A 16899-nucleotide genomic window follows, 5' to 3' on the forward strand; every position below is an offset into this window, starting at 1 on the left:
TTTTACTTCATAATGGGTATTGAAGGAGGAGATTTTTCATGAACGAACATAAACTTTATTATGACGGACAATGGCAAAAATCAAAATCTGATAAAACTATCGAAGTGATTAATCCTGCAACAGAAGAAGTGATCACGACAATTATTGAAGCAACTGAAGAGGATGTCAATCGGGCAGTGGCGTCAGCTAAAGCGGCTTTCAATGAGTGGAATACAACCTCCCCATCTAAACGAACGGAATACGTTCGAAATATTTTAGAAGGCATAAAAAACAAGAAACAAGAACTCGCAGATATGATGGTCAAAGAGCTAGGCACGTCGCAAACCTTTGCGGAAGAAACTCAGGTCACTCTTTCAACAAGCGAAATGGAAGCCACTTTAGAAGAATTTGAATCATTTGAATTCGAAGAGAAAGTAGACAATGCGACTATTATAAAAGAAGGCTTTGGAGTGGTTGCGTGTATTACACCGTGGAATTACCCGTTGAACCAAATTCAACGTAAAATCACACCGGCCCTATTGGCTGGAAATACAGTCGTTGTGAAACCAGCTGAACTAACCCCTTTAACAGCCTTACTTTTAACTGAAATTATTGATGAAGCTGGTTTACCTAAAGGTGTATTCAATCTTATACTAGGGAGTGGCGAAGAAGCAGGTGACTTTTTAACTAGTCATCCCGATGTTGATGTCATTTCCTTTACTGGTTCTACCAAAGTCGGTAAAAGTTTATATGAAAAGGCTGGGAAAACAGTCAAGCAACTTGTTTTGGAATTAGGCGGGAAGTCGCCTATGGTTTATCTCAAAGGCGGAGACTTAGAGTTAGCGGTGAAAAAAGCTGCGACTACTTTGCTAAACAATCAAGGTCAGTCTTGTTCTGCTTTAAGCCGTCTCATTGTGCCTAAAGATGAATTGGAGAATACAAAAGAGATTCTGAAAGAGTTATATAAAGATGTTAAAGTTGGAGATCCAGCAGATGACGATACGGTTGTTGGTCCGATTTCTTCAAAAGATCAATACGACACAGTGCTGAATTATATCCAAAAAGGAAAAGATGAAGGCGCTGAAGTGCTGTTAGGTGGTAATAAAATAGAAGGGCAAGGCTACTACGTTGAGCCGACGGTCTTTGTTAATGTGACAAACGATATGACGATTGCCCAGGAAGAAATTTTCGGCCCCGTTTTAGTAGTCATCACTTATGATTCAGTGGAAGAAGCTGTTGACATAGCGAATGACGTCATTTACGGCTTATCTGGCGGCGTGGTCGGTCCGAAAGAAGAAGCGATTAAAGTAGCCAGACAAATCAGAAGCGGTAATGTCTTTATAAATGACGGTGAAAAAACAGCGAAAGCTCCCTTCGGTGGCTATAAACAATCCGGTTTAGGACGCGAAAATGGTATTTACGGAGTCGAAGATTATCTTGAAATTAAAGCTTTGTTTATCTAATTTAAATATGACGGAAGCCCACTTTTAATAGTGCGGTTTCCGTTTTTCTTTGTTTTATGCTAATTCACAGTACATTTATACTTGAGTTGGAGGAAAACTCATAGTTATGTGCTAACTCACAGTCGTTTTATATTTGAGTTAGAAGAAAACTCAACTTTTTTTTAAAGAGTGACTGTATGATGCAAAAAAGAACTCTCACGCTCGAGAGTTCTTTTAGTTTTCATTTAAATAAATAATCTGATCGCACCAGTTGGCAGCGAGCTCGATGTCATGCGTAATCACGATGACGACGACTCCTGAATCTTTTAGTTCTTCTAGTAATTTTCCGAATCGTTCCATATTATCATAGTCCAGCCCGCTTGTCGGTTCATCAAATATGATGATATCTTTACCAGATAAAATAGCTGAAGCGATAGCGACTCGTTGCTTTTGTCCGCCCGATAAACTCATCGGGTGCTGGTCCTCTACCTTTGTTAAGTTCAGCTGCTCAAGAATTTGGTCTTTCTTTTCAGAATACTTTGCTCCAATTAGTACTTCTTCAGAAACAGAATCACTAAACAACTGATAGTTGGTATCTTGCATAACTAAAAAGCTTTTTTTGATAAGTCCATTTGATGAAATTGGCTTGCCTTTCCATAATATAGAACCGGACAATGGCTTTTGTAAACCGATTAGGGTACTGGCTAAAGTAGACTTGCCTGTCCCGTTTGACCCCATTATTCCAATTGTCTCTCCTTGAGAAAAGCCAATAGTTAAATCGGATAAAACTGGCACTTCTTTATCATAGCCAATTGCTAAATTCTTTGTCTGTAAAGCAGCTTCTGACGTCTGTTTATTTGCTTGCATTTTTTCTTTAATTATTTTTGAATGGAGAGATAAATCCATCGCACGCAAACCGTAAGAATGAAGTTCTTCATTAGATAGGTGTGAAAAAGTATCTGCGTTCCACTCATTCGTTGCCTTTCCTTCTTCAAACAATACATAGCGATCCACAAGTCCTTTTGTCCAGGCTAAACGGTGCTCTGTTAAGATTATCGTTATGCCGCTCTCTTTCATACGACGGATCATATGACGGATACGCTCAACAGCTTGGTCATCCAAATTACTTGTTACCTCATCTAGTACTAGGACTTGAGGTTTAAGCATATTGGCAGAAGAAAAGGCAATCTGTTGTTTTTCTCCACCAGACAATTTAAAGATGTCTCGTCCAAGTAAGGATTCTATTTCATATTCTTTAGCAACTGTTTCGATGCGTTTGGAAATGTCTTTCACTGGCATTCCGACGTTCTCACAAGGAAAAGCCAGTTCATTGGTTGTGTCCATGCTAAAGTGCTGAGTTTTCGGATTTTGAAAAACACTTCCTACTAGCGGAACGTATTCTTCAATCTCTGCTTCTCCGGCGACTAAGTCAACGGTATTTAAATGCCCCTGTAACTCTCCCTCAATAAAGTTCGGGCTCACTCCGTTCAGCAAACGACTGAACGTGGTCTTTCCGCTCCCACTCTTCCCACAAATAAGGACACACTCTCCTGGTTGAATAGTCAGGTTAATGTCTTTTAAAAAGGAGTCTTCTGTATGCAGAAATTGAAAAGAGACCGATTCGCTCACTACAGCTGGTTTCATAGTATTTGTCCTCCAAAATGTAAAGTGATTGGGATGAGCGCTATGCCTATATACGTATAATCCAGAGTTCTCATCTTGAGTTCTACTAAAGAGGTATGTTTACCAGGCATGCCCAAGCCTTTCGTTAAAGCAGAAATCGTTAAATCCTGAGCGACTTGACTGGCATTCATTAATAAAGGAATAAGGATGAATTCGAAGGATTGCATCGGGTTTTTTACCATTCCCATAGACCCGATTCCTATTCCTCTAAAGGCCATTGCTCGACGAATATGACGGTAGTCTTCTCTCACTGTCGGAAAAAAACGAGCCATAACTGCAAGAGGGACAATGACTGCGGTCGGCATGTGCCACTTTTTCAACATACTGATCCATTCGCTGATGTGGGTCGTTTTCAGTGCGAAAGCCCCTGCTATGATACTCGGCATCATCCGTCTAAAGCCTGTGACTAATAGAGACACTGTATACAGAATAAATGGACTGGATAAATGAGGGAGAATAAAATAGGCAGAAAATAATTGCAGGAAAAAGAGAGATAAAAAGCCTACACCCCACTTTATTTCATTGGATAAGAAAAAAGGGGTGACGTAAACCAGAATAACCAGTATTTCTAATCCTATCCCAATAGATAAGCCCATTAAAACGGGAGATAAGAGCAGTAAGGTGACTTTTGTTCTCGGGTCGAATACATTAACCATTAGACAATCCCGGCTTTTTCAAAATGTTTTTTCATCATGCGTTGTCCAAACAACCCACCAATGATGGCAGCCACTAATATGGATACCCCAATGATGACAGCTGTATTGCCTGATATATTCGCAAAGGCTCCTTCAATATAAGTCATGTCTCTTCCACGATCGACCAAGTCTTGTGCATAAAACTCAGGCAAGAAAAAGAAGGGCAGTATCGGACCGATTGTCCCGTACGAGAAAACAACGTAACTCAACAGTAACCCTTTTTTACTTCTATACTTGAACGCATACGCTATAGCATCTGCTAGTAGTCCAAAACCTATACTTGGAAATAAAGCAAAGGGAAAGCGCCCACTTAAGAAGAAAAACAAGCCCATAATGGAAGCCATAATAGTAATAGCTCCAAACTGAGGCACTTTGGCTACCATAAGTGAAAATACCGTACCCGCTAGTAAGGCAGATACAATCGGAATAAATATGAATGAGTAGCCCGGAACAAGAAAGACTGTGAACATGGCAGATATCCCCACTGTTACAAAGTATAAAGCTGTATAGACACCAATGGATATCAATTGCGGAATGTGTATCCCACGTTTTCTTTTACGTTTCATATTTAACCTCCTAAAAAATGACTCTAATAGTATATCGAAACCTCTCACGTAAATGCAATACATGAGAGCCTTTCCTTTATTTTTTATGGAAAAAAGTGCGCCACTTTTCTTCAAGGGGTTCATTGTCTGAAAAGAGATCAGGGTTCGCTTGAAGGAGTTCCGTTAATAATTCCGTTGTCTTTGCGGCATCATCCACTAAAACGGTGGCATCTCCTAATTTCCCTTTATACAAAGACCCTTCTTCCATTAGTAGCTCTTCTACTTTCCAAAAGTGTTCAGACCAAGATAAGCCATAGTGTCTTCTAGAAGGGACCTCCACTTTTTCTCCAGTATGTAAAATACTAAAGAGCTGTTCATGCGTATCCGTGACGCGCTCTGGGATGTCAATCCACTCTTCCACCCCATGAATGTAGGTATTTCGTTTGAAGTCTACACCTAAGAGTAAGACTTGAGCGTGTCTGTCGACTAGTTTGCCATAAACCGATTCACGAGCACAGGGAGTCTCATGTTTATATTCCCCAGCAACGAAGGCTTCCGCATCCTTTCCAAGGGCCGCCACAGAATGCGTTGGGTGTTCGGACCGAATCACACCTTCTCTTTTTCTGAATAATTCAGTTAAAATCCCCACATTCGTTGGGGAGTTTTTGACATCAAAGACGGGATTGTCTTTATTAATATATTCCCAAGTATGGGTCGGTAAAACGAGTAGGCCATCTTTCATGTACTCACTCAGCGCATCCAGGACTGTATCCGGCCCCCCTTCTACTACTCCTAAGCTTTTATAAGAAGAATGGACTAAAAGGGTGCCTTCTTTTTTTATTTTCAGTTCTTCTAACTGTTTCATTAACGACTCTTTTGTATGCATGCTAATCTCCTTACTTCCTTATTATTTAATACACTCACTCTATAGAATAGCATGCTTTCTTATTTTAATCTATGCCACATCTTTGGTTTAACTCACTTCTTCCACCCTGTCTTTTACTCCATGCTTTTTGTCCAGCAAAAAACCAGCTTTCAAAGATAGAATGTCTCCCTTTGAAAGCTGGCTGATAGTCTGATTTATCTATTTAAAATGGTAATGCGTACGCTGCGTCGGCCCCAGTTAAGAGCTTGCCCCACTGTTTCAAAGTGAATATCAATAATATTCCCTCTGATGGCGCCTCCTGTGTCTCCAGCAATATAAACGCCCATACCTTCTACTTCTACCATCGATCCTAATGGAATAACGGAAGGGTCAACCGCAATGACTCGCGGATTCACTCTCAAGTCAATCCCGGTAGCTGTATGCGTGCTTAAGTTCGGCTGCTTTGTTGAATAACCCGTTGCTTGAACAACAAATGATTTTCCGCTGCTTTGTTTAGGTGCAGGGTCTGGTTTGGATTCCGCCTGTTTCGTTTCAGCAGATTTTGATTCTGTCTGCTTCGCCTGAGCCGGTTTGGATTCAGCTGCCTTTGCTTCCGTCTTCTGAGCCGGCTGAGAGTTTTGTGTTGAAGCTGTCTCGCTTGAAGCGGAACGTTCTGACGAAGAGACCGATACTTCTTGCACTTGTGCTTCTTTGGCTGCTCTCTCTTCTGCTTCCCGTCTAGCTGCTGCTCTTGCCGCTTCCTCTCTTGCTTGACGACGCGCTTCTTCAATACGGGCTACTTCTTCTGCTTCTCTTTCAACTAAGGTCGTCAATTCAGATTGATTCTCTTGAATCAAGGCATGTAAGTTAGCTACTTTTTCATCGTAGGCTTCTTTTTGAGCAACCGCTTTGGCTTGCTGGTCTTTAAGTTCTTCTCTTGTCTCAACCAGATGCTCTCTTAAATCCGCTAATTTTTGAACTTCTTCTTCTGCTAATTCAATTTGCTGATTTCCAGCATCTGTCAATCTCTTAATAACTAACGCTCGATTAAATAAATCCGATAAACTTTCTGCTTCAAGTATAGTCAACACAATATTCTGATTCACTTCATTCAATTGTAACGATTGAACACGTTGACGTGCCTGTTCTAATCTCGCTTCCACAAGTTCTTCTTGCTCTTGCACTTCTACTTCTGTTTCTTCAATCTCAACTTCTTTGTCACTGATGTTCTGCTCAAGATCGGTAAGCTCTTGGCTAAGTACACTGACTTCTTCTAAAACACTATTCACTTCTCTTTGCAGGGTATTGATTTGTTCTTTCTTTTGTTCTTGTTGCTCTTGAATAGCTTCTAGGGTATTGGCAGAGGCTGTTTGAGAATAGCCTAACTGGAGTAACCCTAACATGAGGACCACTATACCAACTATATTCTTTTTCATCGCTTTAAAGAACATTCCTTTCCTGTATCGTTTACTTATTTTTATACAACTCAATCGTTCAATGCCCCGTCATTATACCTAGAAAAGCTGTTATGTACATTTCTATCTTCTTACAATTTGTTACAAAGCATGGAAATTTAATCCTTATTATTTAATTTTTATCCGTATTTTTGTAAAAGAGACGGCGATTGAATGCGTTTTCTACATTTTTGTAATATTTATGCAACAAAAGGTGGAATTTTAGACAATGCCCTACCATAAATAGTATCATTAAGGTAACACGAATGTGTATGACTTAAGACGAATGACAGAGATAAAAGGAGTTTTTTTATGAAGAATGAACGCTTTGGTTTATTAGATATTGGATCCAATACGATTCGTCTCGTTGTATTTGAGATGGATGAATCTCACAGCATATATGAATTACAAAACATCAAAACACCTGCCCGATTAGTGCAGTATCTCGATGAGGATAGAAACATGTCAGAGGAAGGCATCACTGTTCTCATTAATGTTCTTAGAAGTTTTACAGAAATAGCTGAACGTTACTCTATTCATAAAAGCAGGGCTATCGCCACAGCCGCTATCAGACAGTCGGCTAATAGAGACGCTATTCTAGAACGTGTGGAACAGGAATTAGGTCTGACATTAGAAATATTGCCGGAAGAAAAAGAAGCGTACTACGGAAACTATGCCGTTCGCTATACAATGGATGTCATGGATGGGATTAGTATCGATATAGGTGGGGGAAGTACGGAGCTGACCTATTTCAAAGATAAAGAAGTCAAAGAGTCCATCAGTTTCCCTTTCGGGGCTGTATCTCTACAAAAGCAATTTTTTGATGGGAAAAATCATAATGATAAGAATGCCATTAAAAAGGCCCGTCAATGGGTAAGCGATCAGTTTCATTCATTAGACTGGCTAGTTAAAGCTAAAGTCCCTTTAGTTGGAATCGGAGGGTCTGCTCGTAACTATGCAGAAATTCACCAGCGTCAAGTCGACTACCCTATTGCGGGCATACACGAATATCAAATGAACGTCAAAGAGTTGAATCAGACCTTTTCTTTGCTAGAATCCAGTTCAATGGAAGAATTAAGTGATTTGGATGGACTCAGTGAAGACCGTAGAGACATCATCATTCCTGCTGGTATTGTCTTTACGGAACTGATGAAGGCAATGAAATCAAAAGCCTTTATCATAAGTAATCGCGGTTTAAGGGAAGGTATCATGATTGAAGAAATCAATAAAAAAAATCCAGATGCCTATGACTTGTACGGAGTCAAAAGACAAACCGTTCAACGCCTATTCAAGCAGTATAATATTCGCCCGATCAGTGCTCATCAGCGCATTATTCTGGCCGATCGCTTGATTGCTTTATTGACGGAAAAAAGTGTGTTAAATGTAGAGCAGAACGAACTTGATTTACTCCATTACGGCGCCACCTTATACTATTTAGGCAGTTATATAGAAGATGATTCAAAATCTCAACACACGTTCTACATTATTTCAAATTCAAACTTACATGGCTTCACTCATCAAGACAGGGTTCGTTTGGCTTTGATGGCCAGTTATAAAAACCGATCCCTGTTTAAGCAGTACGTCAATGATGTAGACGATTGGTATGAAGAGAAAGAAAAAGACACCTTGCTTTATTTGGGATGTATCATTAAGTTCGCCGAAGCTCTTAGTGACTCACATGTTAATTTTGTACAGGATATGGATTTATTAGAGGGCGAAGAGGGCTCCTATGAGCTTCATGTCACGTATAAAGGGGATGCTATTGCAGAAGAGTACCGCGCTAACAAGCACAAAAACCATCTAGAACGTGCATTAGGTAAACCATTAGATGTTGTCTTCCACAGTGAGTCGGAAGCTGCATCACAATAGGAGGGATGAAATGGTTGACAATATAACTACCCTTGGCGATCCCAAGTATTATCAAAACAGAGAACTCTCATGGCTTGATTTTAACAGTCGTGTCATAGAAGAAGCCATTGATCCCACTAACCCATTACTAGAACAACTCACTTTTTTATCCATTGGCAGCTCAAACCTTGATGAGTTTTATAAGGTACGCGTAGCGGGCCTTCAAGATCAATCAAAAATGGGTGTCAATGAAGTCGATACGAAGAAACAGTGGACGCCTGAAAAGCAGCTAAAAGAAATAACAAAAAAGAATCGTTTAAATGTTGAAAGACAGTACGCGCTGTTTGACTTGAAAAAAAAGGAATTGGAAGAGCATCGTGTCTATTTTAAATCCATCAAGGACTGGATAGAAGAAGAGAAAGCAGAAGCAAAGCGTTTGTTTGAAGAAGAAATTGAGCCGGCTTTAACTCCTTATGGCATAGATGCTTACCGGCCGTTCCCTCATTTATCTGATGGCGTCCTGCATCTGTTTGTTCGATTAGAAAGAACAGGCACACCCTTTATCGCGATTATTCCTATTTCTACTCGACTCAAACGTATGTATCCTATTTCAAGAGAAGGACAAACCCTCTTATTATTTATTGAAGATATTATTTACGCTTTCTTGAATGATTTATTCAAAGGCTATACCATCACTTACTCCTTCACGTTTCGAGTCAAACGGAATGCCGATTTAGAAATTCAAGAAGAAGGAGCAGAAGATTTACTTGAAGTAATCAAAGATTATTTAGAGAAAAGAAAGAACGGACGGGCTGTTCGTCTTGAAATCGATGAACGCTTGGCTGACATTCCAGTGGAAGAGGATATTGAATATCTAAAAAAAGAGCTCATGGTAAAAAAACGGGATGTCTACAGAATTAATGGCCCGCTTGACTTAACCTGTTTAGACGAAGTGACTGACCTGTTAGAAAGCAAAGGATTTGAAGGATACCCTTCCTTTACCCCTTATTATCCTGCTCAATTAGAGAATCAGTCCATTTATTCTCTGATTGAAAAACAAGATGTCTTCCTTCATCACCCCTTTGAATCCTTCGAACCGGTGATTTCTTTCGTCAAAGAAGCAGCGGAAGATAAAAGAACCGTGTCTATCAAGCAGACACTGTATCGGGTCAGTAAGGATTCTCCTTTAATTGAAGCATTGAAATATGCCGCAAATAATGGCATACAAGTGACTGTTTTAGTGGAATTAAAAGCCCGTTTTGATGAAGCGAATAACGTTCACTGGGCCAAAGAATTAGAGGAAGCCGGGGCTCACATTTTATATGGGGTCAAAGGCCTGAAAACGCATAGTAAGGCAACTCTCGTCATAAAAAAAGAACGGTCGGGTTTTAAACGGTATGTTCATTTAGGAACGGGGAATTATAATGAAGAAACAGCCAAGCAATATACGGATATGGGTCTCGTTTCTTCAAATGAAGAACTGGCGCAGGATGTGTCTGATTTCTTTAATTACTTGAGTGGTTATTCGACTCAACCAAACTATACCCTTCTTCATGTCTCGCCTTTTGATATCAGGGATCGCTTCATTGATAATATAGAAAAAGAAATTCAATTACACCAGTCATTCGGCAATGGCCATATTATTGCTAAAATGAATTCCTTAACGGATAAGAAAATGATTTTAAAATTATACGAAGCGAGTCAGGCTGGAGTTAAGATTGAATTGATTGTTCGAGGGATTTGCTGTCTGATTCCAGGGATTAAAGGAATTAGTGAAAATATTACTGTCCGTAGTGTAATTGGACGATATTTAGAGCATAGCCGTATTTACTACTTTTATCACAACGGAGAAGAAGAACTTTACTTGTCATCAGCTGATATGATGACTAGAAATATGATTAAACGGGTTGAAATAGCTTTCCCTATTTTAAACAGTGAATTAGAAAAGCACATCTTATCCATTTTGAAGCTTTATTTATATGACAATACAAAAGCATGGGAATTAAATGCCCAAGGGGTGTATCATAAACTGAATCCCCAGGGAAATAAACCCATCAGTGCCCAGCAGACACTGATAGACTTGTTTTCTCCCTGATCATCCATCAGTGGTATTCTAGATAGTTGGAATATCACTGATTTTTTTACTTTCTATGCATACAATTTGATATACTAGATGAGAAGCAGGTGATTACATGCCAACCATTCAAGATATTGCCAAATTAGCTGGTGTATCCGCAGCGACAGTCTCCAGAGCCATTAACTCAAGTGGCTATGTCAGTGCTGCTGCTCGCGAAAAAGTAAATGAAGCGATTAAGGAATTAAATTATGCCCCTAATAAAAATGCTCAGTATTTACGCACCGGAGCAACTAAAAATTTAGGCATTGTCAGTACACAGTTTAATGAAACCGTTTTGTCACGGATCAACCCTTTTATTGATGAAGCTTATTCAGCCGGATACACGACCACTTTGTTTATTACCAATGGAGAAAAGAAAAGGGAGCGAGAAGCCTTTGATTTACTCAAATCCAAGCAGCTAGATGGCATCTTTTTAATTTACCGAGCCAATGACTGGCATACACTGGAATCTTATGCCGATTACGGTCCTATTGTCACTTTACATAATGTAGCGTCCCGTCGCATCCCTTCTGTTTTTATCGACCATTACAAAGGCATGCGATTAGCTCTGGAGTACGCTTGGGATATAGGCTGTCGGCGGCTTTTAAATGTCTACGGTACGCCAGAAGGACTGAATACCCAAAGGCGTCTGGATGCATATCGGGATTTTCACTTAGAAAAAGGCCATTCCCCTTATTCATCTGAACCTTTCTTTCATATCGGTTCGGATGAAAGTATAGACCGCCTGATTCAATGGATCGCCAGTCAGAAGGAGAAGCCCGATGTGATTACAACCCATTCAGATACGGCGGCTGCTTTGATTGTTTCCCGATTGAGACGGAGTGATATAGACGTTCCCAACACGACGGCAGTTATCGGCTTCGATAATTTACCTATCAGCGATATGATGAATATGACCACAGTCGATTATGGTATCGAAGATCAAGGGAGAAATGCCTGTCGCCTCCTTCTCCATCACTTAAAGGATGAGTCCAAGCCACTCATCCCTTTGTCTTTTAAATTGATCAAAAGAGGAACAACCAAGTGACGGGATGGAAGCATGAGTAATCTGTCTCAATCAACTCAAGCCCATTCAGTCATTCACTTAAGTCTTCAATCTAATGAGCGGCAGGAATCAAATACGGTGTTTGGAATGAGTTAAACTACTCAGCCAAACACCGTTTTTTTAATTCGTATTCAACTGTTCATTCATTTTCTTTCGTTCACGGTGACGGTTGACAGATGCTTTGATTAAGCCTTTTTTAGGTGAGATGACAAAGACAATCAACGCGGTTGCTCCTGTTACAACAGCAATCATTCCAGAAATCGTTGTATCGATTAAAAAGGCTGACCAGACGCCTACTACACTATTGAAGATAGCAAACACAAGGGATAAACCAATCATTTTGGTCAGTTTATTGGTCAGAAGATAAGCAGTCAGCGCAGGCCCAACCATAAAGCCAACAACTAAGATAGACCCTACAGAATCATAAGCTCCTACTGCTGTGAGAGAAACAATCGTCATTAATCCATAATGGACCAGAACAGGAGAAATGCCAACGGATGCAGCAAAAGCCGCATCAAATGTCGTCAATTTCAGTTCTTTAAAAAACAGAAAAATAAAGGCGCTGTTAATCAGCAGAATGGCTCCCATCATCCAGAGGGATTTCGGACCGAAATCCAGTCCCATGATAGTCAGTCGTCTAAAGGGCGCAAAGGCTATCTCTCCCATTAACACCGCATCTTCATCTAGATGCACATCTCCGGCATATTGAGTGATTAATATGACGGCTATACTGAAAAACAAGGGGAAAACTATACCGATGGCTGCATCCTTAGATACGAGCTTCGTTCCTTGCAGAGCTTCAATCATCCACACGGTTGCAATTCCAACAAGGGTCGCTCCTATTGTCAGTAAGGGAGAGTTCAGGTCTTCCGTCACAAAGAAAGCGAGAACGATACCAAGCAAAACTGTATGGGTTATCGCATCCGATATCATTGTTGTCCCTCTAAGCACTAAAAACACTCCAGGAAGAGCACAGGCTATAGCCACCACTACAGCTATGATGGTTATTTCAGTTAACATGCTCATCTCTGTTCCTCCTCCCATTTTTCTAATTGCAGGACTATCTCTCTTTGTCTTCTCTTGTAAGCTAAGTGGTTAGCCAAAATGCCTCTTTTAGGCGCGAAAAACAAACTGAAAAAGACGATAAGGCTTAAAACGACAACAATACTTGGTCCGGTCGGTATTTGGGTGCCAATAGAACTGATAAACGTTCCTGCCACTCCGGATAAAAAACCTATGATGGCAGCTATAATCATGACGACACTCAACCGATTACTCCACTGCCTTGCTGCGATAGAAGGTCCTATAAGCAGGGCACTTATCAAAATAACTCCCACAGATTCCAGCCCAAGAATAATCGTCACAACAATTAAAGTCGATAATATAAATTCAACCAAGCGACTGGAGAAACTTAGTGTTTTTCCAAACAAGGGGTCAAAGGTCATCACCTTAAACTCTTTCCATAAAAGCAAAACACAGATGAGCATCGCTAGACCTACTGCAGCGATCATCTGAATGTCGCTCAACAACATGGCACTCGCTTGACCAAAGATAAAGTTCGTTAATCCAGCCTGCTGGGCATTAGGATTGTTTTGTATAGCTGACAGAATGACTAAGCCTAAACCGAAAAAACTCGATAAAACTAAAGAAAGGGCACTATCTAGCTTTACCACTGTTTTACGGCTCATCACTTGAATAATCACTGTAGCTATCATTCCAGAAAAAACAGCTCCTAAAAGCAGTAAAATTAAATCTTTTTGCTGAACAATGAGAAAGGCTATGCCAATACCCGGGAGAGAAGCATGACTAAGAGCATCTCCTAACAAGCTTTCTTTTCGCAAGGTGGCATAAGTGCCGATAACCCCGCTCAATAAGCCTAAAAAACCAGTCCCCAAGGCGACTACTTGAAACGTATAATCCGTAAGCAAGGCACTCAATTGATTAAACATCGCTACGGCTCACCTCTCCAAGATTACGGTCTTGATGATAGGTTTCATTAATCAGCTCTTCAGTGAAAGTCGTTTCCACAGGACCCGCTCCTACTACTTCCTGATTAATCAACAGCACGTAATCAAAATACTCTTCAACGGTCTGTAAATCATGGTGGACCACCACGACACTTTTTCCCTCATTCACTAATTCTCTTAGTAGCTTCATGATAATCCGCTCTGTTTTCATGTCCACACCCGAGAGCGGTTCATCCATAATATAAATATCGGCTTCCTGCGCCAAAGCCCGTGCCAAAAACACTCTTTGCCTTTGCCCACCTGATAACTGACTGATCTGCCGGTCCGCAAAAGTAGGCAGGCCGACTTTCATGAGCATCTGCTTGGCTATTTCTCTGTCTTTTTTCTTTGGACGCTTAAACCAGCCTAATTTCCCATATCGTCCCATCAAGACGACATCCATGACAGTCGTTGGGAAATCCCAATCGACTGTTGTATTTTGGGGAACGTAAGCCAGCCTGTCTTTTACTTCTTGGTAAGATTGGCTGTTTTTCCCATCTGTCTGAAATGAAACGGTACCTGTAATAGGTTTGATAAAGTCCACCATCGATTTAATGAGGGTCGACTTTCCAGCTCCATTTGGCCCAATAATAGCACTTAGCTGACCTTTAGGCAGAGAGGCTGTTATATTCCACAAAACAGGTCGGGCATCATAAGCCACAGTCAGTCGATTAATTGTAATGGCTGAACTCTTTTCCACGTCATTTCCTTCTTTCTAGTTATCTGATTTCAGTCTTTTAAGGCATCCACTATCGTATCAATATTGGATGTGTACATTTTTATATACGTCTCTGCATTCTCTTCTGCGCTTCCTAAGGCATCAGAATACAATTCTCCAGCATTCGTGACCTCATGACCTCGGCTGCCTGCCGCTTCAATCAGTGCTTCTATATTTCTAGGAGATACAGAACTTTCTACGAAAACCGCTCGAATTTCTTTTTCAACAAGAAAGTCAGCCAAGCGACTGATATCGCCTGTCCCTGCTTCCGTTTGAGTATTTAATCCTTGCAGTCCCACAACTTCAAACCCATATTCTGCTCCAAAATACTGAAAAGCATCGTGAGCCGTCACTAAATAACGTGACTGTTCAGGAACTTCTTCAATGCGTTCTCGAATATAAGCATCTAATTCTTCTAAATCTTCTATATACTCTTTCGCATTCTGCTGATATGCAGAAGCGTTCTCAGGATCCTTTTCACTCAGTTGATCCGCTACATGCTGCGTTCCTTCTTGCCAATGCGGCACACTAAACCAAATATGCGGGTCGTATTCTAAATCATCGTCTTCTTCAGGATTCCTATAATCCCGTTCACTTATTCCCTCAGCTACAACAATGGATAGTACGCCCCGTTCACTAAGTGAGTCAAAGACTTCGACAAATCGCTCTTCTAAAGATAAGCCGTTATAAATCACGACGTCTGCTTCTCCCATTTTTATCACATCGGATGTTGAGGGCTGGTAATCATGGGGGTCTACTCCAGGGCCCATTAAGCCAGTGACGGTGACATGTTCTCCTCCCACACGATGGGCTAAATCAGCTATCATCGAAGTGGTCGCTACAACGGACAAGCCAGAATCGGTTGCCTCTTCTGTAGGCGGAGTCACCTGGCAGCCCGCTAGTATAAAGAGAGTGAGTAGGCCGGATATTAATTTATATACATGTTTCATCGGTATCATCGCCTTCATCTATTCATTCTTCATTTTAAAGGTAGCATTCATTTGTTTTTTAGTCTATACTAAAAATATATTTTAGTCAACCATAATCAGCCGGGTTTAAAGGACTTTGACAGATTGAGTCAAACTATGGTAAAAATGATATGACTACAGAAAAGGGGCTACGTACATGACACCCAACAAAGAAGATTTCATCAAAGCAATCTATGAACTAGGCGGTGAAGAAGAGGTGGTTTCAAATAAATCCTTGGTTCAACGTCTCTCTATCTCCGCTGCATCGGTAACCGACATGAACACACGGTTGTTAAAAGAAGATTTAATCACTCATATCCCCTACCAGGGAGTCAAACTGACTGAAAAAGGATTGCGTATAGCCAATCAATTGAAAAGGAAACATCGAATTTGGGAAGTATTTCTAGCAGAAAAATTAGGGTATGATTGGAATGAAGTCCATGCGGATGCGGACTTGCTTGAACACGCGTCGTCTGATTTGCTCATTGAACGCTTAAATGTGTTTTTAGAAGAACCCACTTTCGATCCGCACGGTGGCGTTATCCCTAATAAGGACGGGACGATTCCTGAAATTAAGTCAACCCCTTTAATCGAATGTGAAGTGGGTGAACACTTTAAAATTAAAGAAGTGGATGATCAGCAGGATTTTTTAGAGTACTTACTTCAAAAGCAAGTGTCTCTTGGAAAGGAATATAAGCTTGTCGCCAGCGAACCCTACGACGGGCCACTCACTCTCGAATCTCTCTCAGGAGAACAAACCATTATTGGACATAAAGCAGCCCATAAAATTTTGGTCGAAAAGGTCTAACCTCATTTTTAGAGCGTCTCGCGCTACTCTTTTCGCTAAATTTGATACACTAGTCTTATCTTTACCGAAATGAGGCAGCCGTTATGGAAAACATCTTAAAAAAATGGGAATGGAAAGATGCCCTTTCTTTGATAGGTTTGGGGTTGACTTTATTTTTAGTTTATTTTGCCTGGCAAGCTGGTGCATTTGAATCTCAAGAGGAATTTGTAGAATATGTCAATAGTTTCGGAATATACTCCGTTTTACTGTTTACGGTCCTTCAAACGGTTCAAGTGTTTCTCCCTTTACTCCCATCTGCCATAACTATCCCCGCAGGGATTGTCCTGTTCGGTCCTGTTTTTGGTAATCTATATAGTTATATAGGCATCTCCTTAGGCTCCATCCTGACATACTTAGTCGTTAAACGATACGGAGAAAGAGCCATTGGAAAGCTGGTCAGTCAAAAGAAGATTCAGAAGTATGAAGATAAACTAACCAATGGGAAAAAATTCGAGCGTCTGTTTGCCATCGTCATGTTTGTTCCCTTTGCTCCCGATAATATCTTTACTTATTTAGCGGGTTTATCCGATATGTCGCCTAAAAAGGTGATTGCTTTCATTCTCCTTGGGAAACCCACGTCGATTGTTATTTACGGTCTGGGCTTAACCACGATTCTTGAATGGATTGGCATCTTATAAGCATCACAAGCAACCGAGTGGGGTTGCTT

General features: G+C 40.7%; 15 protein-coding genes. 6 read left to right on the plus strand and 9 right to left on the minus strand.

All coding sequences use genetic code 11. The features are described from left to right. Positions 1–38 precede the first annotated feature (38 nt). Positions 39–1442: an aldehyde dehydrogenase family protein gene (locus tag ABDZ53_RS05150; protein ID WP_343754522.1), complete on the plus strand. Its 1404-nt coding sequence runs from the start codon at positions 39–41 to the stop codon at positions 1440–1442. Positions 1443–1655: 213 nt separating this feature from the next. Here ABDZ53_RS05150 and ABDZ53_RS05155 read toward each other — a convergent pair whose 3' ends face one another. The 5 genes from ABDZ53_RS05155 to ABDZ53_RS05175 form a co-directional block, all read right to left on the minus strand. Next, positions 1656–3065, minus strand: a complete 1410-nt coding sequence (locus ABDZ53_RS05155) for an ABC transporter ATP-binding protein (RefSeq protein ID WP_343754523.1) — start codon at positions 3063–3065, stop codon at positions 1656–1658. Continuing rightward, complete coding sequence (locus ABDZ53_RS05160; RefSeq protein WP_343754524.1) at positions 3062–3760, minus strand: energy-coupling factor transporter transmembrane component T; 699 nt, start codon at positions 3758–3760, stop codon at positions 3062–3064. The genes ABDZ53_RS05155 and ABDZ53_RS05160 overlap by 4 nt, the downstream gene beginning before the upstream one ends. Next, a complete protein-coding gene (locus tag ABDZ53_RS05165; protein ID WP_343754525.1) occupies positions 3760–4365 on the minus strand; it encodes an MptD family putative ECF transporter S component in 606 nt (201 codons plus the stop codon). Before ABDZ53_RS05165 ends, ABDZ53_RS05160 begins: the two co-directional genes overlap by 1 nt. 76 nt (positions 4366–4441) lie before the next feature. Then, entirely contained in the window at positions 4442–5230 is a 789-nt protein-coding gene (locus tag ABDZ53_RS05170) for an AAC(3) family N-acetyltransferase (protein WP_343754526.1), read from the minus strand. Positions 5231–5424: 194 nt separating this feature from the next. Then, positions 5425–6645, minus strand: coding sequence for a 3D domain-containing protein (locus ABDZ53_RS05175; RefSeq protein ID WP_343754527.1), 1221 nt, complete (start codon positions 6643–6645; stop codon positions 5425–5427). A 330-nt stretch (positions 6646–6975) separates the two neighbouring features. Between ABDZ53_RS05175 and ABDZ53_RS05180 the strand changes: the two genes are divergently transcribed. From ABDZ53_RS05180 to ABDZ53_RS05190, 3 genes are all read left to right on the plus strand, one after another. Continuing rightward, positions 6976–8532: a Ppx/GppA phosphatase family protein gene (locus ABDZ53_RS05180; protein WP_343754528.1), complete on the plus strand. Its 1557-nt coding sequence runs from the start codon at positions 6976–6978 to the stop codon at positions 8530–8532. 10 nt (positions 8533–8542) lie between these two features. Continuing rightward, positions 8543–10606, plus strand: coding sequence for an RNA degradosome polyphosphate kinase (locus tag ABDZ53_RS05185; RefSeq protein WP_343754529.1), 2064 nt, complete (start codon positions 8543–8545; stop codon positions 10604–10606). Positions 10607–10703: 97 nt separating this feature from the next. Next, positions 10704–11675, plus strand: coding sequence for a LacI family DNA-binding transcriptional regulator (locus ABDZ53_RS05190; RefSeq protein ID WP_343754530.1), 972 nt, complete (start codon positions 10704–10706; stop codon positions 11673–11675). 138 nt (positions 11676–11813) lie between these two features. Here ABDZ53_RS05190 and ABDZ53_RS05195 read toward each other — a convergent pair whose 3' ends face one another. From ABDZ53_RS05195 to ABDZ53_RS05210, 4 genes are read right to left on the minus strand one after another with little or no spacing between them, the layout of a single operon-like run. Beyond that, on the minus strand, positions 11814–12719 hold the full coding sequence (locus tag ABDZ53_RS05195) for a metal ABC transporter permease (protein WP_343754531.1): 906 nt from the start codon (positions 12717–12719) through the stop codon (positions 11814–11816). Then, a complete protein-coding gene (locus tag ABDZ53_RS05200; protein WP_343754532.1) occupies positions 12716–13642 on the minus strand; it encodes a metal ABC transporter permease in 927 nt (308 codons plus the stop codon). Before ABDZ53_RS05200 ends, ABDZ53_RS05195 begins: the two co-directional genes overlap by 4 nt. After that, a complete protein-coding gene (locus ABDZ53_RS05205; RefSeq protein ID WP_343754533.1) occupies positions 13635–14399 on the minus strand; it encodes a metal ABC transporter ATP-binding protein in 765 nt (254 codons plus the stop codon). Before ABDZ53_RS05205 ends, ABDZ53_RS05200 begins: the two co-directional genes overlap by 8 nt. A 29-nt stretch (positions 14400–14428) precedes the next feature. Next, complete coding sequence (locus tag ABDZ53_RS05210; RefSeq protein WP_343754534.1) at positions 14429–15367, minus strand: metal ABC transporter solute-binding protein, Zn/Mn family; 939 nt, start codon at positions 15365–15367, stop codon at positions 14429–14431. Positions 15368–15542: 175 nt separating this feature from the next. Here ABDZ53_RS05210 and ABDZ53_RS05215 point away from each other — a divergent pair, with 175 nt between their 5' ends. Next, a complete protein-coding gene (locus tag ABDZ53_RS05215; RefSeq protein ID WP_343754535.1) occupies positions 15543–16193 on the plus strand; it encodes a metal-dependent transcriptional regulator in 651 nt (216 codons plus the stop codon). A gap of 83 nt (positions 16194–16276) precedes the next feature. Beyond that, a complete protein-coding gene (locus ABDZ53_RS05220; RefSeq protein WP_343754536.1) occupies positions 16277–16870 on the plus strand; it encodes a TVP38/TMEM64 family protein in 594 nt (197 codons plus the stop codon). Positions 16871–16899: the final 29 nt, after the last annotated feature.

Origin of the sequence: Alkalibacterium iburiense, assembly GCF_039521845.1 — a bacterium.
In the GTDB taxonomy this organism is placed as follows: Bacteria; Bacillota; Bacilli; order Lactobacillales; family Carnobacteriaceae_A; genus Alkalibacterium; species Alkalibacterium iburiense.

Bases quoted from the DNA above. Each gene is read 5' to 3' on its own strand.
- ABDZ53_RS05150 (WP_343754522.1), top strand. From the start codon at position 39: ATGAACGAACATAAACTTTATTATGACGGACAATGGCAAAAATCAAAA.
- ABDZ53_RS05155 (WP_343754523.1), bottom strand. From the start codon at position 3,065: ATGAAACCAGCTGTAGTGAGCGAATCGGTCTCTTTTCAATTTCTGCAT.
- ABDZ53_RS05160 (WP_343754524.1), bottom strand. From the start codon at position 3,760: ATGGTTAATGTATTCGACCCGAGAACAAAAGTCACCTTACTGCTCTTA.
- ABDZ53_RS05165 (WP_343754525.1), bottom strand. From the start codon at position 4,365: ATGAAACGTAAAAGAAAACGTGGGATACACATTCCGCAATTGATATCC.
- ABDZ53_RS05170 (WP_343754526.1), bottom strand. From the start codon at position 5,230: ATGCATACAAAAGAGTCGTTAATGAAACAGTTAGAAGAACTGAAAATA.
- ABDZ53_RS05175 (WP_343754527.1), bottom strand. From the start codon at position 6,645: ATGAAAAAGAATATAGTTGGTATAGTGGTCCTCATGTTAGGGTTACTC.
- ABDZ53_RS05180 (WP_343754528.1), top strand. From the start codon at position 6,976: ATGAAGAATGAACGCTTTGGTTTATTAGATATTGGATCCAATACGATT.
- ABDZ53_RS05185 (WP_343754529.1), top strand. From the start codon at position 8,543: ATGGTTGACAATATAACTACCCTTGGCGATCCCAAGTATTATCAAAAC.
- ABDZ53_RS05190 (WP_343754530.1), top strand. From the start codon at position 10,704: ATGCCAACCATTCAAGATATTGCCAAATTAGCTGGTGTATCCGCAGCG.
- ABDZ53_RS05195 (WP_343754531.1), bottom strand. From the start codon at position 12,719: ATGAGCATGTTAACTGAAATAACCATCATAGCTGTAGTGGTGGCTATA.
- ABDZ53_RS05200 (WP_343754532.1), bottom strand. From the start codon at position 13,642: ATGTTTAATCAATTGAGTGCCTTGCTTACGGATTATACGTTTCAAGTA.
- ABDZ53_RS05210 (WP_343754534.1), bottom strand. From the start codon at position 15,367: ATGAAACATGTATATAAATTAATATCCGGCCTACTCACTCTCTTTATA.
- ABDZ53_RS05215 (WP_343754535.1), top strand. From the start codon at position 15,543: ATGACACCCAACAAAGAAGATTTCATCAAAGCAATCTATGAACTAGGC.
- ABDZ53_RS05220 (WP_343754536.1), top strand. From the start codon at position 16,277: ATGGAAAACATCTTAAAAAAATGGGAATGGAAAGATGCCCTTTCTTTG.